19 protein-coding genes and 1 tRNA gene are annotated in these 25,643 nt (G+C 61.8%); 13 read left to right on the top strand and 7 right to left on the bottom strand.

All coding sequences use genetic code 11. The annotated features are described in order from the left end of the window. Entirely contained in the window at positions 1-2,190 is a 2,190-nt protein-coding gene (locus CAP2UW1_RS15590; protein WP_015767585.1) for a 3'-5' exonuclease, read from the top strand. Beyond that, positions 2,171-3,634, top strand: a complete 1,464-nt coding sequence (locus CAP2UW1_RS15585; protein WP_015767584.1) for a DUF294 nucleotidyltransferase-like domain-containing protein — start codon at positions 2,171-2,173, stop codon at positions 3,632-3,634. Before CAP2UW1_RS15590 ends, CAP2UW1_RS15585 begins: the two co-directional genes overlap by 20 nt. Before the next feature lie 78 nt (positions 3,635-3,712). On the opposite strand, the gene CAP2UW1_RS15580 is transcribed toward CAP2UW1_RS15585, so the two are convergent. Beyond that, positions 3,713-4,138, bottom strand: coding sequence for an acyl-CoA thioesterase (locus CAP2UW1_RS15580; RefSeq protein WP_015767583.1), 426 nt, complete (start codon positions 4,136-4,138; stop codon positions 3,713-3,715). Between the two features lie 111 nt (positions 4,139-4,249). Further along, entirely contained in the window at positions 4,250-4,429 is a 180-nt protein-coding gene (locus CAP2UW1_RS15575; protein ID WP_015767582.1) for a hypothetical protein, read from the bottom strand. Between the two features lie 116 nt (positions 4,430-4,545). Between CAP2UW1_RS15575 and gcvA the strand changes: the two genes are divergently transcribed. Continuing rightward, complete coding sequence (gene gcvA, locus CAP2UW1_RS15570) at positions 4,546-5,502, top strand: transcriptional regulator GcvA (RefSeq protein WP_015767581.1); 957 nt, start codon at positions 4,546-4,548, stop codon at positions 5,500-5,502. Between the two features lie 128 nt (positions 5,503-5,630). Here gcvA and CAP2UW1_RS15565 read toward each other — a convergent pair whose 3' ends face one another. Further along, positions 5,631-6,098, bottom strand: a complete 468-nt coding sequence (locus CAP2UW1_RS15565) for a phasin family protein (protein WP_015767580.1) — start codon at positions 6,096-6,098, stop codon at positions 5,631-5,633. 370 nt (positions 6,099-6,468) lie between these two features. Between CAP2UW1_RS15565 and CAP2UW1_RS15560 the strand changes: the two genes are divergently transcribed. From CAP2UW1_RS15560 to dsr1, 9 genes are all read left to right on the top strand, one after another. Beyond that, positions 6,469-7,866: a wax ester/triacylglycerol synthase family O-acyltransferase gene (locus CAP2UW1_RS15560; protein ID WP_015767579.1), complete on the top strand. Its 1,398-nt coding sequence runs from the start codon at positions 6,469-6,471 to the stop codon at positions 7,864-7,866. A 776-nt stretch (positions 7,867-8,642) separates the two neighbouring features. Next, positions 8,643-9,962, top strand: a complete 1,320-nt coding sequence (locus tag CAP2UW1_RS15555) for a replication-associated recombination protein A (protein WP_015767577.1) — start codon at positions 8,643-8,645, stop codon at positions 9,960-9,962. Between the two features lie 99 nt (positions 9,963-10,061). Beyond that, a complete protein-coding gene (serS, locus tag CAP2UW1_RS15550; RefSeq protein ID WP_015767576.1) occupies positions 10,062-11,345 on the top strand; it encodes a serine--tRNA ligase in 1,284 nt (427 codons plus the stop codon). A gap of 86 nt (positions 11,346-11,431) precedes the next feature. Then, positions 11,432-11,521: transfer RNA gene (locus tag CAP2UW1_RS15545), tRNA-Ser, on the top strand. Between the two features lie 361 nt (positions 11,522-11,882). Then, entirely contained in the window at positions 11,883-14,294 is a 2,412-nt protein-coding gene (gene hsdR / locus CAP2UW1_RS15540) for an EcoAI/FtnUII family type I restriction enzme subunit R (protein ID WP_015767575.1), read from the top strand. Between the two features lie 14 nt (positions 14,295-14,308). Continuing rightward, complete coding sequence (locus CAP2UW1_RS15535) at positions 14,309-16,129, top strand: class I SAM-dependent DNA methyltransferase (protein ID WP_015767574.1); 1,821 nt, start codon at positions 14,309-14,311, stop codon at positions 16,127-16,129. Further along, complete coding sequence (locus CAP2UW1_RS15530) at positions 16,126-17,307, top strand: PDDEXK nuclease domain-containing protein (RefSeq protein WP_015767573.1); 1,182 nt, start codon at positions 16,126-16,128, stop codon at positions 17,305-17,307. Before CAP2UW1_RS15535 ends, CAP2UW1_RS15530 begins: the two co-directional genes overlap by 4 nt. Continuing rightward, positions 17,304-18,455, top strand: coding sequence for a restriction endonuclease subunit S (locus CAP2UW1_RS15525; protein WP_015767572.1), 1,152 nt, complete (start codon positions 17,304-17,306; stop codon positions 18,453-18,455). The genes CAP2UW1_RS15530 and CAP2UW1_RS15525 overlap by 4 nt, the downstream gene beginning before the upstream one ends. After that, the gene (dsr1, locus tag CAP2UW1_RS15520; RefSeq protein ID WP_015767571.1) at positions 18,455-22,249 is read left to right on the top strand and encodes an anti-phage defense-associated sirtuin Dsr1; all 3,795 of its coding nucleotides are present in this window, start codon (positions 18,455-18,457) and stop codon (positions 22,247-22,249) included. Before CAP2UW1_RS15525 ends, dsr1 begins: the two co-directional genes overlap by 1 nt. Before the next feature lie 312 nt (positions 22,250-22,561). Here the strand turns inward: dsr1 and CAP2UW1_RS15515 are convergent, their stop codons facing one another. Genes CAP2UW1_RS15515 through CAP2UW1_RS24615 form a run of 4 tightly spaced genes read right to left on the bottom strand, consistent with a single transcriptional unit; the run spans position 22,562 to position 24,856 of the window. Then, positions 22,562-22,861: a DUF2502 domain-containing protein gene (locus CAP2UW1_RS15515; RefSeq protein WP_015767570.1), complete on the bottom strand. Its 300-nt coding sequence runs from the start codon at positions 22,859-22,861 to the stop codon at positions 22,562-22,564. 32 nt (positions 22,862-22,893) lie between these two features. Beyond that, positions 22,894-23,163: a hypothetical protein gene (locus CAP2UW1_RS15510; RefSeq protein ID WP_015767569.1), complete on the bottom strand. Its 270-nt coding sequence runs from the start codon at positions 23,161-23,163 to the stop codon at positions 22,894-22,896. Continuing rightward, the gene (locus CAP2UW1_RS15505) at positions 23,160-24,569 is read right to left on the bottom strand and encodes an SEC-C metal-binding domain-containing protein (protein ID WP_015767568.1); all 1,410 of its coding nucleotides are present in this window, start codon (positions 24,567-24,569) and stop codon (positions 23,160-23,162) included. Before CAP2UW1_RS15505 ends, CAP2UW1_RS15510 begins: the two co-directional genes overlap by 4 nt. After that, the gene (locus tag CAP2UW1_RS24615; protein ID WP_015767567.1) at positions 24,566-24,856 is read right to left on the bottom strand and encodes an integration host factor subunit beta; all 291 of its coding nucleotides are present in this window, start codon (positions 24,854-24,856) and stop codon (positions 24,566-24,568) included. Before CAP2UW1_RS24615 ends, CAP2UW1_RS15505 begins: the two co-directional genes overlap by 4 nt. Before the next feature lie 204 nt (positions 24,857-25,060). On the opposite strand from CAP2UW1_RS24615, the gene CAP2UW1_RS25090 reads away from it, so the two are divergent. After that, positions 25,061-25,246, top strand: coding sequence for a transposase (locus CAP2UW1_RS25090; RefSeq protein ID WP_015767566.1), 186 nt, complete (start codon positions 25,061-25,063; stop codon positions 25,244-25,246). Positions 25,247-25,643 lie beyond the last annotated feature (397 nt).

The raw sequence follows: 25,643 nt of genomic DNA, 5'->3' as shown, positions 1-25,643 counted from the left end.
GTGAATCCCACGCGCAAGCTCGTACTGGCAGCCGTGGCGGTCTGCCTGTTCGTGCTTGTTCTGGTCGTTGCGACGGCGGGCTTGATGCTGGCCAGTGAGGCCGGCGAGAGCGGCGGCGGCCGAACGCCCGAAGAGCGGGTCGTGGTTCTCGTCGTCGTGGTCCTGGCTGGCGCTACGGTGGGCTGTTGGGCGTTGATCAGACTGCACGCACTTTACGTCGCCGCATCTCTGCGTATGGCCGAAGAGCTGGCGGCGACGGTTGCCTACAATGGGCTGCGCCTGCCCGAGCAGAGTGCCCCAGAACTGCGGGTGCTGGCTCAGGCGGCCAATCAACTGCTGTCCGTTCGCGACGCGCTCGAAGAGGATGTCGCCGAGCGGGTAAACGAAGCGCGCGCGTCGCTCGAGGAGGAGCGCAGCCGTCTGGCGGCGCTGATGGCCGAGCTGAGCCAGAGTGTCGTGGTCTGCAACCTCGACGGTCGCGTACTCTTGTACAACCAGCGGGCAAAGCAGGAACTCTCGGGTGGCGCTGACGGCAGCACTCTCGGGCTGGGACGTTCGATCTACACCGTTTTCGATCGGGCGCTGATCGAGCATGCGCTCGAGCGTCTGCAGCAGGCCGGTCGCGACCAGGCGGGAGGCGAGGAGAGCAGGAAGCTCGTCGGGTCGGCGCAGTTTGTCACCGCCACGCGTGCCGGGCGCTTGCTGCGCGCGCACATGTCGCCCGTACTCGGCGGCGATGGTCAGCATGGTGCACGCGTTGGCGGACTGTCGATTACCGGTTTCGTGCTGGTACTCGATGACGTGACGAGTACCAACGAACGGCACGGGCGACGCGATGCCCTGATCCAGTCATTGATCGAGGGCGGGCGCGGACCCCTGGGCAGTATCCGCGCGGCCGCCGAGATGCTGTCCGATTTCTCGGACATGCCGCCCCGGCAGCGGGACCGTTTCCTGAGCGTCATCCGCGACGAAGCGAAGGCGCTGTCGGTTCATCTCGAGAGCGCGGCGGCAGCCTTTTCGAATGACCTGCGCGAACGCTGGTTGCTCGAGGAGATCCACGGCGCCGAACTGCTCGACGTGGCGGTACGCCGCATCGGCGAGCGACGTGAAGGCGAGCGGCGCGCGCTCGCCGTCAAGACCGAGGACGTCGACGAAGACCTGTGGCTGCGCGTCGACAGCTTCGGCCTTTTGCAGGCCTTGCGCTACCTGGCTCTGCGCTTGCAGGATGAGTATGAGGTACGCGAGGTGCGTCTCTCGCTGGCGCGCAGTGGACAGCTGGCACAGCTCGATCTGTCGTGGCTCGGCACCTTCATGAACAACGAAACCGCGATGGGCTGGCTGCAGGATCCCATGACGACCGGCGGCGAAGCGTCGCCACTCAGCGTCGTCGACGTGATCGAGCGCTGCAATGGCGAGATCTGGTTTCAGCGCGTGCGCGTTTCGCATCGCGCGATCTTTCGCACGATGCTGCCGGCAGCCGAGGCACCGACAGATCTGCCGCGGGCTATTGTGGCTGCCGAGGAGGGCGACCGGCCCGAGTTCTACGACTTCGATATCTTCAGCTGGTCGGGGGCCAGCCATGAGCTCGACGATCGGCCGCTGACGGAGTTGTCGTACACGGTGTTCGATACCGAAACCACCGGCCTGCAACCGTCCCAGGGAGACGAGATCATCCAGATCGGCGCGACACGCATCGTCAATCGCCGCCTACTGCGCCACGAGTGCTTCGACCAGTTGATCGATCCGCGGCGGCCGCTGTCGCAGCAATCGATCGAGGTGCACGGCATCACGCGCGAGTTGCTCGTCGGGCAGCCGACCATCGATACCGTTCTGCCGCAGTTCCAGACTTTTTGCGCCGACACGGTTCTCGTCGGCCACAACGCGGCCTTCGACATGCGCTTCCTGCAGCTCAAGGAAAAGCAGACCGGGGTACGTTTCGACCAACCGGTGCTCGATACCTTGCTTCTGTCGGCGGTCCTGCATCCCAATCAGAACTCTCACCGCCTGGAGGCGATTGCCGAACGTCTCGGCGTCTCGGTATTTGGAAGGCATACCGCGCTCGGTGATGCGATGGTGACGGGCGAAGTGTTCCTGAAGATGCTGCCGCTGCTTGCCGAGATGGGCGTGACGACGCTGCGGCAGGCACGCGAGGCCAGCGAAAAGACCTACCATGCCCGGCTCAAATACTGAGGCGGCAACGCGGGTTGCCCCCTACTCGCCGTACGTCGCGCTGCGCCATCTGGTCCGCGGTCGGCCACTGACCGTCGGGCCGGCGGCGACCGTGCGCGAGACGCTGCTGCTGCTTGACCGGATGCGCGCCGATGCGGTCGTCGTCGTGGATGAGGGCAGCCGGATGCCATTGGGCATCATCACGCTGCAGGATGTGGTGCGCCGGATCGCGATCGAGACTTGCGATCTGCAGGCGCCGATTGCTGCGGTGATGACCGGGGGCCTGATTACCATTCCGGCCGACAGTACCGCACATCAGGCGAGCGTCGTCATGGTGCGGCGCAGCGTACGCCATCTGGTGCTCACCGAAGCCGACGGCAGCTATTTCGATCTGGTCTCTCAGACCGATCTCTATACCTTGCCCGGAGCGCAGAGCAGTGACCTGGTCCGCTCGATTCTGGCGGCGCGCGATCTGTCGACGCTGGTCGCGCTGGCTGGCGAGATCCGCGCCTTTATTGCCCGGCTGGTTGCCGAGCGGCTCAGCGCTGACGCGCTCTGCCATCGCCTCTCGTCGCTCAACGACCTGCTGACCCTGCAGGTCATCGAACTGGTTGCCGGCCAGTTCGAGTTGCCGTACGTGCAGTGGTGCTGGCTGGTCTTTGGCTCCGAGGGGCGACTCGAGCAGACGCTGGCCACCGATCAGGACAACGGCCTGATCTTTGTCGCCGAGTCCGATGCCGAGGCGGCCAGCCTTCGCCAAGCCTTCCTGCCGTTCGCCCGGGCGGTCAACGAGGCACTCGATGCCTGTGGCTTTCCGCTGTGCAAAGGCAACATCATGGCCAGCAATGCCCAGTGGTGTCTCTCCAGCGACGAGTGGCGAGTCGCGTTTTCAGGGTGGCTGGAAGCCCCGCACCCCGAGGCCTTGCTCAACTCGAGCATCTTCTTCGACCTGCGCGCCCTCTACGGACAGGAGTCGCTGGTCAACGATCTTCGTCACTGGCTCCTCGACCGTACGCCGTCCTACCCGATTTTCCTGCGCGCGATGGTCGAAAACACGCTGAACTGGGAGTCACCGCTGAACTGGTGGAAGGGATTCCGCTACGATGCCGACAAGGAGTTTCCGCACACCATTGACTTGAAGAAACACGGCTCGCGTCCCTTCGTCGACGCCGCGCGTATTCATGCGCTGGCTCGGCAGATTCCCGACACGAATACCGTCGAGCGCTTGCGCATCACCGGCGAGCAGACCGGCATGGCGCCGGACCAGATGGCGGCGCTGACTGATGCGTTCCAGCATATTCAGCGGGTCAGGCTTGAACAGCAGGTGAAGAGTGGCACCGGTACGGCCAGCAACCGTGTAGATCCCGACGACCTGCACGAACTCGATCGCCTGATCCTCAAGGAGTCCTTGAAACAGGTCGGGATTCTACAGCGGCGACTGGTCCGGGAGTACGCTCCGGCCTAGCCGCTGCTCCGCGCGACTGGCAGCGCCGGCCTTTCGGCCGGCGTGCGCAGCCGGAGCGGGAAGATGACCGGCAAGCGATCAGATGCCGGCACGCGTGCGGAAGCTTTCGGGAACCGCCGCCGTCTTGCGCGCTGCGTAGTCGAAGAAAACGATGCCCGTTTTTCCGCAGGCCACGTCGCGCTGAGTCGCCTTGTCGCGCATCCGCCAGACCAGATCGCAGCCTTTGCTGCGGAATTCGTCGGCGACCATGTCAACGACCATCACCTCGCCGTGGAACGCTTCCGACTGGTACTGGAGCGCTGCGTCGGCAACAACGATCCCGCGTCCCTCGACGTCCAGTTCGGTGTAGCCCAGCGACTTGAAGAAGCGCACGCGTGCCTCGGAAACCAGGGAAAGCAGCAGCGCGTTGTCGAGGTGGCCGCCGTAGTTGATGTGGCCAACGTAAAGCGCAATGTCGGTCGAGAATACGAAGTGGTCGGGCAGGTGTATCTGTACTCTTGCCATGGCTGCTTCCTTTGGCCGACGGACGCCGCGACAGCGTTCCGGCGAGCGTGCGGCGTTGACTAGGTCGCGAATTCTCTCACGCTTTCGGCAGCAGGCTGGCGAGCGCTGTCCTTACTGGCGCGCGGTCGGCGACATCAGCAGGATGTGCAGGAACCGGTCCACCCAACGGGCGAGTGTGACAAGCGCCTTGCGAGTACCGGCGGCAATGACGTCCCCGGCGGCGATGCTGCGTTGTTGACGTGCGCGCTCAACGATCATCATCATCTGTTCGCGGGTGAGGTCGGTTTTCATGCTGGTCTTCCTTTGTAGTGGTCTCGGTATCCGAGAATTCACGGGTACTGTATTTCCTTGGTGGCGGGCTGGCAAACGATCTAATATCAGCCAATGCGTGAGAAAATTTCAGCCATATGACCTACCGCCTGCCTCCGCTGAACTCCTTGCGTGCCTTCGAGGCCGCCGCTCGTCATCTGAGTTTCAAGGATGCCAGCGACGAGCTGTCGGTGACGCCAACCGCGATCAGTCACCAGATTCGCGGCCTCGAGGAGTACCTGGGGTTTTCCTTGTTCCACCGCTTGACACGGGCGCTCGAGCTGACGCGCGAAGGTCGCGCCATGCTGCCGAAGGTGCGCGAAGGCCTGGAGTGCTTTGCTGCTGCCATCGAATGCACCCGCCAGCAGCAAACGGGCGGGCGTCTGATCGTGACATCGCCGCCGGCTTTCCTGACGCGGTGGCTGATCCGCCACCTTGAGAAACTGACGGCCTTGCACCCGGAGGTGGAACTGCACCTGACGGCATCGCTGGAAACCATCGACGGGCGTGATGCGTCCGGCGTTTCCGGTCTTGAAGGAATCGACGTGCGTGACGACGAAACCGAAGTATTCATTCGCTTTGGTCGTGGTCAGTACGATGGTTGTCGCGTCGATCGCCTGTTCGCACCGGTCTACGTGGTGGTGTGCAGTCCCCGTCTGCTGTTCGGGATGCGGCCGCTGAATGTGCCGGCTGATCTGCGCCGTCACAATCTCCTTCATGACGAATCGATCATGGAGCTGATGGATCGTCCGAGTTGGGAGGAATGGCTGCAGGTTGCCGGCGTGACAGGTATAGACGCTGACGCCGGCACTCATTTCAGTGATCCCGGGCTCGTCCTCTCGGCGGCGATCGATGGTGTCGGTGTGGCGTTGGCGTCGAAGCCGCTGGTCGAAGCCGAGGTGGCGGCCGGTCGCCTGGTAGTGCCATTCGACATCATCATCCGGCGGACGCAGGCTTACTATCTGGTCGTGCCGGAAGCCGTTGCCGATCGTCCGGTGGTCAGCGCCTTTCGGCGATGGCTGCTTGGCGAGGCGGCGAAGGTGCGCGCCGACTAGGCAGCGTGCCGTTGGGGCGCTGCCGGACCGGCGACTGCGCCGATCTCTTGTCGGGTGCCTCGTGGCGACCGACGCGACGAAGGGCCAGGCGGCTTCGCTGGCCCCTCATGAACCTCATGCAAGCAGTGTCAGGAAGTCTTGTCTGCGGTCGGTGCGATCTCGGCAGTCGGCGACTCGCTTGCCGACTTGGCCGGTGGCTCGACCATCGGCTTGGCCTTGCTGCTGACCAGACTGTGCACCTCCGAGGCGAGCTGGACCACCCGCATCGACAACTGCTCGACATCACGCCTGGTTGCCAGAACCAGGAAATCGAGCGGCCGTACGACGCGTTCCTTGACCAACTCTTCACCACGCGCAATAGTCGCCGTGGCGCTGCTCTTCAGTTCGGCGGACTTCTCCTCGATTTGCCGACGCGCCTTGGGGCTGAAGGCCTTGCCTTCACGTACCAAGTCGCCAAAAGCCTGCGTACTGGTCCTCGTGGCCAGCGAGTAGGCGCCAAGACCGCACAGCCAGAGTTTGCGTACGGATTCGCGGCCGTTCGTCAGGAGTTGCTCATTGCTAACCCGGTCGACCAATGTTGTCAGTGTGTTGCTCATCTGTTTCTCCTTTATCCAACGGGATCCGAAAGTTTGCGTAGCTGCTTGACCAGCCAACACAGCCAGTCTAGCGACAAGCCCTAGAGCGCACACACTAAAGTGCTGGGTGCCTTCCTCTAATTGAGATCTGCCGTGATGATGTATCCTTGGCGGGCCTCAAGGGCGGGATCGTCTGCCATTGCCCGGTGACCGGGCGATTGTGTGGTCAGCGCGCCGTGCGTCGGTCGGCGCCATGCCGCCGGTGGCCGCGGCCAGGCCGATGGCGTCTGTACGGCAGGAGGCTTCGCCGGGAGGGGAGTCGCTGCTGCTGTCCGCCGGCCGGTCGGATGGCTGCGCAGGCGTTGTCGCCGCGCCAAACACAGGGGGATGCATGCACAAACTATCGTTGATTGATCTGGGCTTCTTCCTTGCCGAGTCGGAGGCCAGTCCGAAGCACGTCGGCGGACTCATGATCTGCAAGCGGCCGCCTGGGTCGCGAGCGGCTTTCGTCGGCGACCTGCACCGGGAGTTCCTGACGTTCACCGACGTCGAGCCACCGTTCAACCGCGTGATCCATTTTTCGCTGACGGGCATGCCCACCTGGCAGGAAGCCGAGTCGGTGGATCTCAGCCAGCATGTCTTCTACCACCGCCTGCGCAGAGGCAAGAACGGCAGGCGGGAACTGTACGAACTGGCGTCGCGTCTGCATCAACCGATGCTCGATCGCTCGCGCCCCCTGTGGGAATTGCATGTCATCGATGGCCTGAGTGAAGCGCGTTTCGCCTTGTACCTGAAGATGCACCACGCTTGCGCTGACGGTGTGACGATGATGCGGTGGGCAGCGGACTCGCTCTCCCGTGCCGCGTCGGATCTTGAAGTGAGGCCGCTCTGGTCGATCCGCCACCGTACCGGCGAGGGCAAGGAAAGGCGCTTGAAGGACAAGATGGCGCAGTCGCTGCTTGGCGAACTGGCGGGCGCCGGCAAGCTGGCGCTGGGCGTTGGCCGTCTGGCCGGGATGCTGCTGCTGGAAAGCGTCAAGCTCACCAAGAACGCAATTTCGCTACCTTTCGTGGCCGATGGCAACACCCCGCTGACCGGGCAGGTGACTGCCGGCCGCCAGTTCGCCACGGCTGGCGTGGCCATGGACAGGGTCAGCGGCATTCGCACGAGGACGCGGTCGACGCTGAATCATGTCGCGCTGACCTGCCTGGACGGTGCCCTGCACCGCTATCTGCGAGACGAAGGGGTCGACCTGAAGCGGCCAATCACGATTCAGATGCCGGTCAACCTGCGCAAGGAAGGCGAGGAGGGCGCCGGCAATAAAATCGGCTTCGTCCAGGTCGAGTTGTCGCCGCCAACCGACGATCCCTATGTTCGCCTGCGCAACATCGGCTTCTCGCTGCGCAATGTCCGCTCGATGATCGATAGCGTCGCGCCAGAGGCGATCGAGTCCTACACGGTGCTCACGTCCCTCGTCGGCCTGCTCACGGAAAAGCTGAACCTGAGCAACCGCCTGCCGCCGACCGGTAACACGCTGGTGTCGAATGTCCCGGGTCCGAGCGAGTACCTCTACGTCAAGGGAGCGCGGATCGACGAACTGCATCCGATCAGCACGCTGCCCCCCGGCAATCTGCTCAACATCACCTTGTTCAGCTATGCCGGGCAACTCTTCTTTGGCCTGATCGCCACGGACGAACTACCGAACCTCGATCGCTTGAGCGAGTACGTGAGCGAGGCCTTCACCGAGCTCGAACAATCGGTACTCGACGCCTTCAAGCCGTCTGCGTAAATCTGCGGTCGGTGCGGGGTCCGCGCGACGGCAGAGTGTGCCGTCGGGTATGGGATCGCTCGTCGACCTGGTCGGCGAACGCGAGTGTGCCCGCGATCGGCAACTGGCTGGCACCGCAAGGCGCGAAGCCTGGACGAAAAAAGACCGGGCATTGCACCCGGTCCAACGCTCGGTATCCATGTCGCTGCAGGGCTTGATTCCGCCCCTATTGGACTTTCGCTACATCATTAGCGCGATAGGCTGGGCGCTACTCCGAGCAGGACACCCGCGACGTGGTGTCGTTCGTTGGCTTCTTGAACTGGAGTGGAGTGAAACGACGACTTGAAGGCCTGCTGGCCGAGTGCAGCCATTTGCGACTCGTATTCCTCGAGGGAGATCGCGCTCCGGGCGCTCTGGCGCCGATGGAATTCGCTGCATGGGTTCTCGGTTCTCATGAAAAGTGGCCTTGTGATGACAGCCCCGGAAGGGACAGGCGAACGATACCGCTGGCCGTCAGGATGTTCCGTGCCTAATGTCACAGTGTCAATAAATCAGCGCTATCCGAGTAGTTTGAGCGTGGACCGGGAATGCTCTGCCAGCGGCCATGCGCCGCGCGGGCTTGCCGGTGGTGGCCCGTCGCGGCGCCCTTCGCCACACTTCGTCCCGATCCGTGACCGTGGCGTGTGGTCCCGGCAAGTGGCGGCGGCAAAAACTGTTAGCATGCGGCTACGCTGGGCTGACACGGAGCGCGCGCCTGTAGTGACCAGCGCTGGCGCCTTTTCCTCAAACTGAACGAGATGATCAACGATCTTCCTCTCGATAATCATCCAAGCACCCCGTTGGCCGAGAGACTGCGACCTCGAACGCTGGCCGAGGTGATCGGACAGACGCATCTGCTGGCGCCGGGGAAACCTCTGGCGACGGCGTTCCAGTCCGGACAACTGCACAGCATGATTCTCTGGGGACCCCCGGGTGTCGGCAAGACGACACTGGCGCGATTGATGGCTGATGCCTTCGACGCCGACTTCATGGCGCTCTCGGCGGTCTTTTCGGGCGTCAAGGACATTCGTGCCGCAGTGGCGCGTGCCGAAACGACACGCGCGCTCAGTGGTCGGCGGACCATTCTCTTCGTCGATGAAGTACATCGTTTCAACAAGGCTCAGCAGGACGCGTTTCTGCCGTATGTTGAAGGCGGGCTGCTGACCTTTGTCGGTGCGACAACCGAAAACCCGTCGTTCGAGGTCAACTCGGCGCTGCTCTCGCGGGCTTCGGTGTACGTTCTGCACCCGCTCTCGGCGACTGAATTGGGCCAGTTGTTCGAGCGCGCGTGCCGGCTCGCGCTTCCCGGTCTCGGCTTCGACGCTGACGCGCGTGCGCGTCTGATCGGTCAGGCTGATGGTGACGCTCGGCGTCTGCTCAACCTCGTCGAGCAGGTCGGTACGGCGGCCGCTACGGAGCGCGTGACGAGCGTTGACGGTGCGTTCGTCGACCAGACGCTGGCGCAGAGCCTGCGTCGTTTCGACAAGGGAGGTGACGCGTTCTATGACCAGATCTCGGCCCTCCACAAGTCCGTTCGTGGTTCGTCGCCGGACGCCGCGTTGTACTGGTTTTGCCGGATGCTCGATGGGGGTGCCGATCCCCGCTATCTGGCGCGGCGTCTCATCCGCATGGCCTGGGAAGATATCGGTCTGGCCGACCCGCGCGCGGCACGCATCGCCCTGGACGCCGCCGAGACGTTCGAGCGTCTCGGTTCGCCGGAAGGCGAACTGGCCCTTGCCGAAGCGGTGCTCTATCTGGCGATGGCGGCCAAGTCCAATGCGGCCTACCTCGCGTATAATGCCGCGCGCGCTTTCGTCAGTAGTGACGGTTCGCGCCCGGTGCCGGTCCGTCTGCGCAATGCGCCGACGCGCTTGATGAAGGACCTGGACTACGGCAGGAATTATCGCTACGCGCACGACGAAGCCGGCGCCTATGCCGCTGGTGAGAGCTATTTCCCCGAGGGCATGCCGGTGGTCGATTGGTATCGACCGGTCGAGCGTGGCCTCGAGATTCGGATCGGCGAGAAGCTGGCACAGCTGCGCGAACTCGATCGACGTGCAAGAGAGAAAAAGAGCTAGACCGATCACGATCGCGGCCACCCCGCCAGACCTGCCGGTGCTGCTTCGCGGCGGGCAGATCCGCGAGTCGGCCCGCCGCCGCCAACCCAAGGACTGAGCATGCTTGACATCCAATTGCTGCGCACCAACATCGACGCCGTCGCCGAGCGACTTGCCACGCGCGGCTTCGCCCTCGACAGGTCGACCTTCCTTAAACTCGAAAGCGAACGCAAGGCCTTGCAGACCCGCACCCAGGATCTGCAGGCCAGTCGCAACAGCCTCTCGAAGGAAATCGGCCTGCTCAAGGCGCGAGCGCAGGATGCCTCGGCAGGGATGGCGCAGGTCTCGGCCCTGAAGGACGAACTGGCAGCCAACGAAGTCCGCCTTGGCGAGCTGCTCCGCGAATTCGACGCCTTTCTGGCGGTGGTTCCCAATCTGCCGCAGGACAGCGTCCCGATCGGACGCTCCGAGGCGGACAACGTCGAGGTGAAGCGCTGGGGTGATCCGCGCCGCTTCGAGTTCACGGTCAGGGACCACGTCGACCTCGGCGAGGCGCTCGGGCAGCTTGACTTCGCCACGGCGGCCAAGATCGCCGGCACGCGCTTTTCACTGATGAAGGGGCAACTGGCCCGCCTGCATCGGGTGCTCGCCCAGTTCATGCTCGACACACATGTTGGGCAACACGGCTACACGGAGGTTTACGCGCCTTATCTGGTCAACGGAGCCAGCTTGTTGGGCACGGGCCAGCTGCCGAAGTTCGAGGAGGACCTCTTCAAGATTCTGCGCGCCGACGCTGAACCGCTGTACCTGATTCCGACGGCCGAAGTACCGGTCACCAACATTGTGCGCGGCGAGATCCTGCCCGCAGAAGCGCTGCCGCTCAAGCTCGTTTGCCACACGCCGTGCTTCCGTTCGGAAGCGGGATCCTACGGTCGCGATACGCGCGGCATGATCCGCCAGCACCAGTTCGACAAGGTCGAGCTGGTGCAGATCGTCGCTGCCGAGGATTCGATCGCTGCCCACGAGGAACTGACCGCCCACGCCGAACGAATCCTCGAGCTGCTCGATCTGCCTTACAGGCGGGTCGCGCTGAGTACCGGCGACATGGGTTTCTCGTCGGCGAAAACATACGATCTCGAGGTTTGGCTGCCCGCTCAGAACGCCTACCGCGAGATCTCGTCGTGCTCCAATTTCGAAGCGTTTCAGGCACGTCGCATGCAGGCTCGCTATCGCAACGAGCGCAACAAGACCGAGTTGGTGCATACACTCAATGGCTCCGGGCTGGCCGTCGGACGCACCTTGGTGGCGGTCATGGAAAACTTTCAGAATGCCGATGGCAGCATCTGTATTCCGCCCGTACTACGTTCCTACCTTGGTGGTCTGGAGACGATCGGCAAGCCTTGATGGATCGGACAGGGCGAGGAAGGAAGCGAAAAGTCTTGCCCGAGCGCATATCATCCGCGCAGGTTGTGCTACCATTGCGCGCCTGCGGAGAGGTGGCAGAGTGGCCGAATGTACCTGACTCGAAATCAGGCGTAGGTGTGAGCCTACCGAGGGTTCGAATCCCTCCCTCTCCGCCAGGACACCAGACCCAAATTGTCTGCACCAAAAACGAATACCCCGCTGAACGCCTTGTTTTGCGGGGTTTTTCGTGTAAACCTGTTGACCTCGCTTACTCCACAAATGTCATTTCTGCGCTCTTAACGGCCATTTCTCTCGAAACCTCCTGACTTCTCAAATTTGGTACGGTTTTTTCAAGCGGTTGTTTTGACGTGACTTTCCGAGGGGCCTGGACGGGTTTTGCGATGGCGTGTGCCCTGGTTTCGTGAGGTACGCCAACGCGAAATGAGGCTCATCTGGTGCGCCTTTGTAGTGCGATAATGACTGTCGCACAACAACAAAAAATCCTAAAATCATGCACATACCAGAGCTTGCCAGCCAATGACGACGCCTCCACCACACCCCGGCGTTCTGACCGAAGCGGACACCTGTCGCGAATATGTCACCCCTCGGCTGGTCGCAGCCGGCTGGTCGACCGAACCGCACGCCATTGGCGAACAGCGCAGTTTCACCGACGGACGGATCATTGTCACCGGCGGTCGGGTTCGCCGCGGAAAGCAGAGGCGTGCCGACTATATCCTGTACTACCGGCGTGACTATTTGCTCGCTATCGTCGAAGCGAAGGCCGTTGGCCTAGCCGTCGAAGCCGGCGTGCAACAGGCCCGCGAATCCGCCGAGATGCTCGGACTGAAGTTCGCTTACGCGACCAACGGTCAGCGCATCATCGAGATCGACTACCTCAGCGGCAGCGAGCGCGAGGTCGAGCGCTTCGCAACGCCCGCCGAACTGTGGCAACGTCTGAGGGCTGCCGCGCAGGTGCCAGAATCTGCTACCGCACATCTGCTTGAGCCGTTCAATCTCGTTTCCGGGAAGGTGCCACGCTACTATCAGCAGATCGCCATCCATCGGGTCATCGAAGCCATCCTACTCGGAGAGACACGCATCTTGGTCACTCTGGCCACGGGCACCGGCAAAACCTGTGTCGCTTTCCAAATTTGTTGGAAGCTGTGGAACAGTCGCTGGAACCGGACCGGCGAGTACCGTCGTCCGAAGATACTGTTTCTGGCCGACCGCAACATTCTCGTCGACGACCCGATGGCCAAAATGTTCGCGCCCTTCGGTGAGGCTCGCCACAAGATCTCTGGTGGCGACGTCAGCAAAAGCCGCGACCTGTACTTCGGCATCTATCAGGCCCTGTCCACCGCCAGCGAAGACATCTTTCGCCAGTACCGCCCCGATTTTTTCGATCTCATCATCGTTGATGAATGTCATCGCGGATCGAGTCGCGATGACAGCAGTTGGCGAGTCCTCCTCGACTACTTCGCGTCTGCCGTCCAGTTCGGCATGACGGCGACGCCTCTGCGAGACGAGGCGCGTGATACTTATCGGTATTTCGGCAACCCGGTTTACACCTACAGCCTGCGCCAGGGGATCGAGGACGGCTTCCTCGCGCCTTATCGTGTGCATCGTGTGATCACCAGCGTAGATGCCGCGGGCTGGCGTCCGTCAAAGAACGAACTCGACCGCTTTGGCCGCAAGGTGCCTGATGAGGAGTACCAGACGAAGGATTTCGAGCGTGTCGTGGCACTGCGCTCGCGCACGCGGGCGATTGCTCGGCACCTGACCGATTTCCTCAAGGGCACAGACCGTTTCGCAAAGACGATCGTATTCTGCGTCGACCAGGAACACGCGGCCGAGATGCGGCAAGAACTGCTGAACCTCAACAGCGACCTTGTCAGCCAGTACCCTGACTACGTCTGCCGGGTGACGGGCGACGAGGAGGCCATTGGCCTGACCCATCTCGCGCACTTTCAGGACGTAGACAGACCGACCCCGGTCCTCCTCACCACCTCCCAATTGTTGACCACCGGCGTCAATGCCGAGATGGTGAAATACGTCGCGCTGGCACGCGTCATCGGCTCTCACACGGAGTTCAAGCAGATCATCGGCCGTGGAACGCGCCTAAAGGTAGATTACGGCAAGGAATACTTCGTCATCATCGATTTTACCGGCACTGCCACCCGCCACTTCGCCGATCCTGATTTCGATGGCGAGCCGGCACGTATCGAGGAAGTCACCGTTGATGAGAGCGGCGAAACGTTCGACACCATCGTCGAAACGCCCCCGCACGTTAGGCAGCCCGAAGTGGAATACCGCGTCGAAACGAACGATGGCGAAGTCGGTAATGGCATCATCCTGACCGACCCGCCAGACGAGCCGCGCAAGTTCTATGTCGACGGCGGCGAAGTCGAGATCATCGGCCATCTCGTGTACGATCTCGACTCCGACGGCAAGAAGCTGCAGGTCGTACGCTACACCGAGTACTCCGGACGTACCGTCCGTTCGCTGTACCGTGAGCGCGCCGATTTGCAATCCGCGTGGGCCAATCCCGATACCCGTAGCGAAGTTCTCCGGGAACTGACCGAGCGTGGCATCAGCTTTGAGGAACTCGCGGTGAGCGCCGATCAGCCCGACGCCGATCCATTTGACCTGCTGTGCCATCTGGCCTGGAATACGCCGTTGCTGACCCGCCGCGAGCGGGCGAAACGCGCGCGCCAAACCACGCCGGACTTCTTCGGCCAATATAGCGAGACCGCCCGCGAAGTCCTTTCGCTGCTGATCGACAGGTACATCGATCGCGGCATCCTGCAATTCAACACCCTGTCCGAACTGATGAAGGTCACGCCCTTCGACCGCTTCGGCACCCCCTCCGAGATCGCCAGCCGCCACTTCGGCGGTATGCGCGGTCTCAGGGAAGCCGTGTCGGGATTGCAGGCAGCCCTTTACCAATGAAAAGCCCCGACTGAATGCCCCTGTCAACAGCCCCCAAAGCGAGAACACCCCGAAGAGTCAAGGCAGCGCTCACCACCCGCGAGAACTTGTCGTCGCTAATCGGCACTGCTCGCCAAATTCTGCGCAAGGACAAGGGTCTCAACGGCGATGTAGATCGTCTGCCCCTGCTCACGTGGGTGATGTTCCTCAAGTTCCTTGACGACCTCGAAACCGTTCACGAGGAAGAAGCAGACCTCGATGGCAAGCGCTACCAGCCGATCATTGAAGCGCCGTATCGCTGGCGCGACTGGGCGGCGAGGGAAGACGGCATCAATGGTGATGAGTTGCTGGCGTTCATCGGTCAGGAAGTCACCGTACGTGCCGATGGGAAAGTGGGCAAAGGGCTGTTCTCCTATTTGCGTGGTCTGGCAGGCCTGGGCGAGAAGGGTAGCCAGCGCGAGGTGGTGGCCAACGTCTTCAAGGGCGTGCAGAACCGGATGGTCAGCGGCTACCTGCTGCGTGACATCATCAACAAGATCAACGGCATCCATTTTCGCAGCAGCGAAGAGATTCACACCCTGTCGCATCTCTACGAATCGATGCTGCGCGAGATGCGCGACGCGGCCGGCGACTCGGGGGAGTTCTACACACCGCGCCCGGTCGTCCGTTTCATGGTCCAGGTTACTGACCCGAAGCTCGGGGAAACCGTGCTCGATCCGGCGTGTGGTACGGGCGGTTTTCTGGTCGGGGCCTACGACCATATCGCCGCACAGGTCACCACACCGGCTGAATGGCGCAAGCTGCAACGGGAAACCCTCTTTGGCCAGGAGGCCAAGCCGCTGCCCTACATGTTGGTGCAGATGAACCTGCTGTTGCACGGCCTGGAGGCGCCGCAGATCGCTTATGGCAACACGCTGGATCGCCGGATCAACGAGATCGGCCACGGCGAGCGCGTGGACGTGATTCTTACCAATCCGCCTTTCGGGGGTGAGGAAGAGGTCGGCATCAAGGCCAACTTCCCGCCCAACATGCAAACGGCCGAAACTACCCAGTTGTTCCTGCAGTACATCATGCGCAAGCTGCGCGTGGTCGGCGCACCGGTGCGGGGTGGCAAGCCTGCCGCACGCGGTGGCCGCGCTGCTGTGGTCGTGCCCAATGGCACCCTGTTTGGTGATGGCATCAGCGCTGTCATCAAGGAGGAAATGCTCAAGGAATTCCGCCTGCACACCATCGTGCGCCTGCCGCAAGGGGTGTTTGCACCTTACACCGATATTCCGGCCAACCTGCTGTTTTTCGAACGCGGCGGCCCCACTGACACCATCTGGTACTACGAAATGCCGCTTCCCGAAGGCCGCAAGAAGTACACGAAGACTACGCCACTGCAGTTTGATGAGTTTGCCTCGGCACTGGCTTGGTGGGACGCCCGCGAGGAGGGCCCGCAGGCCTGGAAGGTGGATTTCGCAGCCAAACGCCAGGCTGCCGTCGACGTTGCCACGCCAAACTGGCAACGGGCGGAAAGCGAACGCAATGCCGCCATTGCGCTCGGCAAACCCATTCGCGGAATCGAGCAAACCATCCAGGCGGCAGCAAATGGCGACAAAGCAGCACTGCAAGAACAACTGCGCGCCCTGAAAGCCGGGCAGCAGGCTCACGAACAGGCCGCCAAGGTAGCGCAAGCCGAAGGCGACGCGCTGTACTGGCCGATCTACAACCTCGACATCAAGAACCCCAATGCCAAGGCCGGCCTGGAGCATGCCGACCCGAAAAACCTGATCGCCTCGATGCGCAGCCACGAGACCGAGGTCATGCGCCTCCTGGGCGAGATCGAAGCCTTGGTAACCGAGGTTCAGGAATGACAACGGCGCCGCCGAATCACACCGACTACGCGGTCGTCCACGCGGACATCGTCGCCCTGCTGGAAACCGCCCGCCGTGCCGCAGCGCGCAGCGTCAATGCGGTGATGACGGCCACCTACTGGGAGGTCGGCCGACGCATCGTCGAGTTTGAACAGGGCGGGCAGGAACGGGCGGCTTACGGGCTGGCGCTGCTCAAGCGCCTGTCTGGCGATCTGTCCGCCCGCTTTGGCAGAGGCTTTTCTGAGCGAAACCTGGAGCAGATGCGGCTGTTCTACCTGTCTTGGTCGCCGGAGAAGATTTCGCAGACGGCCTGTGCGAAATTGGCCACCCCCCGGATTTCGCAGACGCTGTCTGCCAAATCTGCGGCACCGGGAAATCTCCAGACAGCGTCTGGGCCATCCCCGGACCTGCCCGTGCTGGCACAAGCCTTCCCTTTGCCCTGGTCCGCCTACGTCCGTCTGCTGTCGGTCAAGAACCCTCAGGCCCGCGCCTTCTACGAGACCGAAGCCCTACGCGGTGGCTGGAGCATCGCCCAGCTGAATCGCCAGATCGGCAGCCAGTTCTATGAGCGCACCGCCCTGTCGCACAACAAGGCAGCGATGCTGGAGAAGGGCGAAAAGGCCGAACCCGGCGATGCGATTACGCCTGAGCAGGCCATCAAGGATCCGTTCGTGCTGGAGTTCCTGAACCTCAAGGACGAGTACTCGGAATCCGACCTTGAGGAAGCTCTTATCCAGCACTTGGCCGAATTCCTGCTGGAGCTGGGCGACGGCTTCGCCTTCGTCGGCCGCCAGCAGCGACTGCGCATCGACGACACCTGGTTCCGCGTCGATCTGCTGTTCTTCCACCGCAGCCTGAAGTGCCTGCTGATCATCGACCTCAAGGTGGGCAAGTTCAGCTACGCCGATGCTGGCCAGATGCATCTGTACCTGAACTACGCCCGCGAGCACTGGATGAAGCCCGGCGAAAACCCGCCGGTGGGCCTGATCCTCTGCGCCGAGAAGGGCGCCGCCGAGGCCCACTACGCGCTGGAGGGCCTGCCCAACAAGGTGCTGGCTGCCGAGTACCGGACGGTGCTCCCGGATGAAAAGCTGTTGGCTGAGGAATTGGACAAGACTCGGCGGGAACTGCAGGCGCGGCGAATCATTCGGGGTGGTGACGCTGGGGACGAAGCATGAAAGCGTGGCCCATTATCCCGCTACGTTCGGTGCTCTATTCGCACATCGATGCTGTGGTGAGCGCACAACTTAATACCGTAAATTTGGCAGGCGTGTATGGGTTTGGTCGTGGACTGTTCAAACGCGGCCCGATCATGCCGCTGGACACTACTTACAAATCCTTCCACCGCTTGAATGCTGGCGACTTTGTAATCAGCTCGCCGAAGGCATGGGAAGGCGCTGTCGCACGCATTTCTGAAGAGTTTGACGGTTGGTTTCTGTCACCCGTCTTCCCAACATTTCGAGCGGATGCAGAAAAACTCGATACACGCTTCCTCGACTGGTACTGCAAGCGTGACGCTGTGTGGAGACAGCTACAGGGCAAAGCAAAAGGAATGGGCGCTCGACGCGAGTCCGTCAGCCCAGATCAGTTCCTCAGCATCGAGGTGCCTCTACCACCTCTCGCTGAACAGCAAGCCATCGTCGCCCGCCTCGACGCGCTGGCCGAGAAAACCCGTCAGGTCGAGGCGCATCAGGATGCCGTTGAGCACGATGCCGAGCATCTGCTGGCCCTGCGCTTCCGCGATGCCATCGCCAATGCGGCGACACGGACGATGGCGGAGGTGGCGCCGCTGGTGCGACGGGAACCGTCCATTGACCTCAATGGCAGCTATCCGGAGCTGGGCATCCGCTCCTTCGGCAAAGGTACTTTCCACAAACCGCCACTGTCTGGCAGTGAAGTTGGTACCAAGCGCCTGTATTGCATCGAACCGGGCGATCTGTTGTTCTCCAACGTGTTCGCCTGGGAAGGTGCGATTGCCATCGCCCAGCCCGAAGATGCTGGCCGCTTCGGCTCCCACCGCTTCATCACCTGTCAGGTCCACCCTGATCTGACGACTGTCGCGTTCTTGCGCTACTACTTTTTGACCGACGAGGGGATGCTGAAGATCGGGGAAGCGTCGCCTGGTGGGGCTGGCCGCAACCGTACGTTGGGGTTGGAAAAGCTGATGGCTATCGAAGTGCCCCTGCCGACGCTGACCACGCAGCAAGCCTTCGACCGACTGCAGGCCGAGGTCGCCGGCCTCAAGGCCAAACACGCCGCCATCCGCAGAGCCAGCACCGCGCTGCTGCCTGCGACGCTGGAGCGGGTGTTTGCCGGAGGCGATTGATGCAGTTCATCCGCCAGGGCCCCGATATTCCGGAGCGTCTGCTCCAAATGCACGAGGACGGGTGCGTGGTGTTGTTCTGCGGTGCCGGGATTTCCTTCCCCGCTGGGCTGCCGGGCTTTGCCGGTCTGGTGGAAAGCCTGTACCAAGCCCTTGCGGTTACGCCCAGCGCCGTGCAGCAGTCCGCGATCAAGGTCGGGCAGTTCGACACCGCCATCGGTCTGCTGGAAGCCGACGTGGTCGGTGGTCGCGAAACCGTGCGCCCGGCGATGGCGGCGATCCTCACTCCCGACCTCACGCTCCCTAGCGCGACCGCTACCCACGAAGCCTTGCTGACGCTGGGTCAAGACCGCAAAGGTCGCACTCGACTCATCACGACCAACTTCGACCGCCTGTTCGAGCAAGTGATGGCATCGAAGTCGCTAAAGCTGCCGACCTATCAGGCACCGCTGCTGCCCGTGCCGAAAGCGCGATGGGATGGACTGGTGTATCTGCACGGCCTGCTGTCAGCCGCGCCCACGCCGGGTGAACTGGATCGACTGGTCATTTCCAGCGGCGACTTCGGGCTGGCCTACCTGACCGAACGCTGGGCCGCCCGCTTCGTCAGCGAGCTGTTCCGTGGCTATACCGTTTGTTTCGTGGGGTACAGCATCAACGATCCGGTGTTGCGCTACATGATGGACGCGCTGGCCGCCGACCGCCTACTGGGCGAATCGCCGCCGGAGATGTTTGCCTTTGGCAGCTATTCCAAGGGCAAGGAGGCGGAGCGCGCCAATGAATGGAGGGCAAAGAACGTCACCCCGATTCTTTACCGCGAACACCGGTATCACACCTACTTGCACAAGACATTGCGCGCCTGGGCCGCGACCTATCGGGACGGCGTGCGTGGCAAGGAACGCATCGTTGTCGAATGCGCCATCGGCCGCCCTCTTGCAAGCACGAAGCAGGATGACTTCGTCGGCCGCATGTTGTGGGCGCTGAGCGATTCGCGCGGTTTGCCGGCGAAACGGTTTGCGGAACTGGACCCCGTGCCATCGCTGGATTGGCTGGAACCTCTGAGTCAGGATCTCTACCGCCATGCCGACCTGGGCCGGTTCGGCGTGCCTGCCCAGTCCGCCGTTGATGAAGCGCTTGCGTTTAGCCTGACGCGCCGGCCAGCGCCCTACCCAGTTGCTCCGTGGATGGCGATGGCAGACGGCGGGAATCGCGTCAGCGGCTGGGACGAGGTGATGCGCCATCTGGCCTGTTGGTTGACGCGGCATCTCGACGACCCAAAGCTGCTGTTGTGGCTGGTCAAACGCGGTGGGCAACTGCACGATCAATTGATCTGGTTGATCGAGCGACGCCTAGAAGAACTCGGCAAGCTCGAACGTGATGGCGATGCAGCCGAGCTGGCGCGTATTCGCAAGAACGCGCCGAATGCCATCCCACGTCCTGCGATGCGCACCCTCTGGCGTTTGCTGCTCAACGGGCGCGTCAAGTCGAGAGCACGCAATCGGGACCTCTATCGCTGGCGCGAACATTTCAAGCGCGACGGGCTTAACGCCAGCATGCGGTTGGCCTTGCGCGAGGCCCTGACGCCGTACGTTTTAGTGCGCGAACCGTTTCGCTGGGCAGAGGAAGTCGAAGGAGGAGACGCAACAGAGCACATCAAGGATATTGTCGAATGGGATATCGAGCTCGCATCAGATCACGTCCATTCCAGCTTCTGCGACATGCCCAAGGATGAACGCTGGGCGGCAGCGCTTCCGGACTTGCTGAATGACTTCAGCTCCTTGCTACGTGATGCACTCGATTTGATGCGCGAGTTGGGCGGCGTGGATAGCCGCAGTGATCATACCTACCTGTCTCAACCATCGATCTCCGAACACCCGCAAAACAAGGGCTTCCACGATTGGACTGCGCTGATCGAACTGACCCGTGATGCGTGGCTGGCCACGGCCGCGCAGTTCCCGGAACAGGCAAGGATCGCCGCCGAAGCTTGGGCGCACGCTCCCTATCCGGTGTTCCGCCGCCTCGCGTTTTTCGCTGCTGCACAGGGGGATGTCGTTCCCGCTCGGCTGGCGCTCGACTTTCTGCTCAAAGACGATCACTGGTGGCTTTGGTCGGTGGAGACCCAGCGCGAAACGATGCGCTTGCTCGTTGCCTTGGCACCGCGTCTCAACGAAGCAATGCTCGCCGAGTTGGAGCGAGCCATTCTCTGGGGTCCGCCACGCACTATGTTCAGGGAGGACATCGAGGACGATGATTGGACTCAACTCGTCGATCGAAATGTCTGGTTGAGACTTGCCAAGGTGGCCCAAGCCGGCGCGGCGTTGGGGGCCAATGGCAATGCCCGGCTCGCAGCACTGGCTGCTCAATATTCAGTGTGGCAACTTGCGGCGGACGAACGTGACGAGTTTCCCTCATGGATGGAAGGCGGTTGGGTCGGCGATCGTGATCCATGGGAGCTGTTTGCCCCGGTACCACGCACCCGACGTGGGGTACTGGAATACCTGCTCGCGCATCCGGTGCTGGGAGCGTCGGAGCAAGACGACTGGCGGCAACGGTGTTCCGAGAGTTTTCAGGCAACCGCCTACGCCCTATGCAAACTCGCGCAGCAGGGCAACTGGCCCGTCGAACGCTGGCGCGACGGGCTGCAAGCCTGGTCGGAAGAAAAGCTGCGCGATCGCTCATGGCGCTACATGGCACCGGTTCTGGCGTTGGCGCCGGATGAGATCCTGCCAGCCCTGACACACGGCATCAGTTCATGGTTGCGGTCGATTGCCAAGACCTTTCAGGGCCACGACGCGCAGTTCCTGACGCTGGCCAGACGCACTCTGCAACTGGATTTTGGACCTGAACACAGCGTCGACGACCCCGTCTTTCGTGCCATCAATCACCCAGTAGGCCATGTGACGCAGGCGCTTTTGGATTGGTGGTATCGACAAGCGTTGGAAGACGGGCAAGAGCTACCCAACGCCATCAAACCCGTCTTTTCCGAGCTATGCGATACGGGGGTCGCCAAGTTCAAACACGCTCGGTTATTGCTGGCGGCTCACGTCATCACCTTGTTCCGAGTGGACGGAAACTGGGTGCAGCAATACCTGTTGCCGTTGTTCGATTGGCGGCGATCCGAAAACGAAGCGAGCGCGGCGTGGGAGGGTTTTCTGTGGTCACCGCGTCTGTATCGGCCGCTGATGGAAGTGCTCAAATCTGCCTTTCTTGAAACGGCCAATCACTACGCACAGCTGGGAGAACACAGCAGGCAGTACGCATCGCTTCTGGTCTTTGCAGCTCTTGATCCGGGAGATACGTTTACCATCCCGGAATTGGCCAGCGCGGTCCGCGCGCTCCCGTCTGAAGGATTGCGTGAGGCTGCGGAGGCGCTGACAAAGGCGCTGGAAGGTGCCGGCGATCGACGCGAAGACTACTGGAAAAACCGGATTCAGCCATTTTGGGAAAGGATCTGGCCCAAGTCCAACGATCGAGCATCGGACACGAACGCCGGGTATCTGGCGCGGCTGTGCATCGCCGCGGGCGATGAATTTCCGTCGGCGATTGCACGCGTCGGCAACTGGTTGCGGACCGTTAAGCATCCCGATTACGTGATTCGCCGATTGCATGAATCTGACCTTTGTGCCCGTTTTCCAGAGAACGCTCTGCAGTTGCTCGACGCCATCCTGGCCAACCAGCCATCCTGGCTACCTCCGGATCTGCGCCAGTGCCTGAATGCCATCGCTCAGGCGGCCCCGAACTTGCGTCAGGATCGTAGGTTCATTCGAGTGGATGAATTGGCACGGAGATTTGGGGTTTGATGTCGGGACTTTGTTGACGAACGATCCGAATAATACGCTGTAAGGCGAACGGTGCACGTACCACTGCTCATGCCCAGAAGTGGCCGGACTGAGGCGCTGAGGGTGATGTTGATCACGATTCTAGCCCACGTCTCGGAAGCCCAAAGCTCCTTTTCAGGCGGCTTCGAATCTTGGCGGGATCACCCAACACCACCCATTCCAAACCGTACCCGCTGCCCCGCCCACTCCACCGGGAACGGCGCCATCAAATCCTTGACCGCCAGTGACGCCGGTTGCTTGCCCCCTAGAATGGCTTCTCTGCGCGGATGCGAATCAGCAGTTGCCTTTCTTGGCCTGGCCCGGTGGACAGTGCCCGCCACCCTGATGTGAGACGCCGTGGTTGCCACGGCCGGTGTAGTACTTCTCCCCACGAGGACCGTTATGCTGCTTCCAGTAGCCCGGATCGCGCCACGCATAACCGTCCCAGTAATAGCCACGGTCGTTGCGGCTGCCGAAGGTGATGGTGACGCCGGGCGCCTGAACTCGCACTTCGCCGAGATTGACGTTGACATCCACTGCGTTCGCCCACATGGGGCAAGCAGCGATTACTGCTGCAAGAAAGAACTTTTTCATTTGCCATTTCCTCATGGATCGAGACGGTCGAATTAGGCGCCCGTCTTCTGAAGGATTGCGACGATTTCCTTGGCGTGTGGAGCACAGCTTTTCGCGTCAAGGCTCAGATCAAACGCCTGGTTGAGAACGTCTGCAACGAACTGCTCCGCTTTCAAGGAACGGCCTCGTATCTTGAGCCCGAAGATGATGTCTCCTGCCTCGATCCTGTATCCGTCAAGGTCCGGCGCCTCTTTTGCGGCAGCCCCGAGTGGATTCCACTTCGCCAGAACCTTTGCGACCGCATCAACTTGTTCTTCGTTCATCTTGTTCGCTCGCTTCCAGCGTCGCGCGAGATTCCAAGAGCCTGCCAGAGAAAGTCGAACGAAATCGTGCGTCGGCCCTGCTGTGCCGCTTGCCGCTTTTCGCTGGCTTCATACATGCGGATCAATCCTTTTACACGTTCCAGCCCTGCGGGCGTGTTGATTGCCTGGCGGGGAGTCTTGCCAGCGAGCGCCGGGATGGGCTCGTCGGACCACTTGGCGTACATTTCCCGGAGGGTGCTTTCGACCACTTCCGCAAGCGCCTCCGGTGACAAATCGAGGCCAGCGCCGGCGGGCTTCGCTCTTTGGCCGGCAGGCATGCTGCGCAGCAGTCCCGCGGGGTCGGACAACTCGCGGGACAGGAATCGAACCGCATTGCCGGCAACGGACTCGAACCAGAGACGACCTTCATCTGCGTAGCGCTGCGTCTTGTAGAACACCGTGATCTTGTTGGGACTCTTCTCGACATTGATCGTCGCCACCGAGCGTGTCTGCCCTTCTTTGCAGTCGATGAGGCGATTCCACGCGGAATCGCGGTCACCTTCAACGTCGTTCTGCGCAGACAGGGACTGCGTCAAGGCCGCCCAATCCTGGACGCGATAATGGTCCGTGATCAGCAACATGGGCTCGCCAGAGTAGGCGTCCCTGAAAGCCGGCATTGGCAGCGGAGCGAAAAACTGTGTGAGCCATTGGCGTTGGATGATGGAACTCAGCAGGTGCGGCAGGTCGCTGCCTTGCCCGTCGAAGAGATGCATCGCCTCGCGTATTCTTGCCGCAACGGCCGGCCCGGTAAGATGCGAAAACGCGTATATCGCGCCAGACAATTCGTAATGGCCATCGACCGCCATGATCCGTACGCCGATCTGTACTCCCAGTAAGGCGGCTTGGCTCCCAGATCTCTCGCGCACGATGATCGGCGGCGCTTCTACGTCGAGCGAATCGCAGAGCGTCAGTTGTTGGCCGGGAACAACGTCGGTCACGTCGTAGAGGCGCAAAGGGCGCTCAGCCAACTGCGTGATCCAGCGGCGTTGATCGACCGTGAAGAGCGGCCCCCCCGGACCGAGCAGGTATTCGGATACTGGCCTGGGCTCGCCATGCACCAGAATCTCGCCTTCGGCCAAAAGCCATTCCGTGGCGTTGCGTTGAATGCTGCTCCACGTCTCCTGGTCATTCGCGTTCAGAGCTTCTTCTTCCTCGGGGCTCAATTCATCGAAGAGCCTTTCTGTAATGGCGACGCTGACCGCCTTGCGATGTTTGTTCATCAGCCAGTCGATGGCGCGCTCCGCGGCTCCTGCATGGCCTTTCCGTTCTGGTTCAACGAAGTCTGCGGGGCTGTTTGCACAGCACTGCTTGTATTTCTTGCCGCTGCCGCAGGGGCAGGGATCATTCCGACCAATCTTGTAGGTCATCTGCTGGGCTCCACCCTCTCTCGTAGTTCCTTACCCGGCGTGAAGTGAGGCACCCTCTTGGCGGGAACCGGCACTGTCTCACCTGTCATTGGATTGCGCCCGTTTCGCGGTGCGCTGTCGTTCAGCGCGAAGCTCCCGAAACCATGAATTTCGATACGACCTCCGCTGACCAGCGCTTCGCTCATCCCTTCCAGAATGGCCTTGACCGTGAGTTCATCGTCTTTGGCGGTGAGTTGCGCGAAATGTGAGTGTGCGGCGAGACGAGTGATGAGTTCGGAACGGGTCATGCCGACATTTTACTTGGTCTGCCGGTGTCGGATGGCACGCGATCTCTCGTTGAACGGTTCGTTGCGCAGTTGCACGGTGGGTGGTGTTGGGGTGGAGGGAGAGAACTTCCAGCTACCCGATACGGTCTCGCTGCGCAATCCTGCGGATAGCGGCGAGCGTGCTCTTCATAGAAAAATCCTGTGGGGGAATTTCATACGTACCTGATGGCCGGCCTGCCTCTGGTGTTGGGTGTCGAAGTGCATGCGGGCAACGCGCATTCGTCGAAGCACGGCCAGCCGGGGCTGCTGAAAATTCTGGATGCGCTGCCCTGGGCGAAGAAGCCGAAGCTGGTACGCGGCGACAACGGCTACGGAACGGACGGCCTGATGAGTGCGCTGGAAGAGCTGTGAGCAGCCTTACCTGTTCAAGCCCAAGCTATCCAAGACCGTCAAGCGGCACATCAGCTGCCTCTGTGACGAAAGCGATTGCACGGATGCGGGCCAAGGCTGGGAGGGGAAGGCGGGGCAATGGGCGCTCCAGGGTTGGAACGGAAAACGATGTGTGGTCGTCCTTCGTCGTCCGCTCACCAGCGAGAAGGTGGCACAGGACGATAGCGGACAGCTGATGCTGTCCTCATCGACGCCAAGCGAAGAAGGGCAAAGGAGATCAGCGGCTACGAGTACGCCGGTGTCGTCACCAACACCAGCTACGCGATTCTCAGCCTCGGTCAGCTCTACCCGGATCGGGCCGATGCCGAGAGCGCCTTCGATGAACTCAAGAACCAGTGGGGCTGGGGCGGCTATACCA

This window comes from Candidatus Accumulibacter phosphatis, from assembly GCF_000024165.1.
GTDB lineage: Bacteria > Pseudomonadota > Gammaproteobacteria > Burkholderiales > Rhodocyclaceae > Accumulibacter > Accumulibacter phosphatis.
The sequence above is the reverse complement of the archived record's forward strand: the minus strand, read 5'-3'. Positions and strand labels throughout refer to the sequence as shown.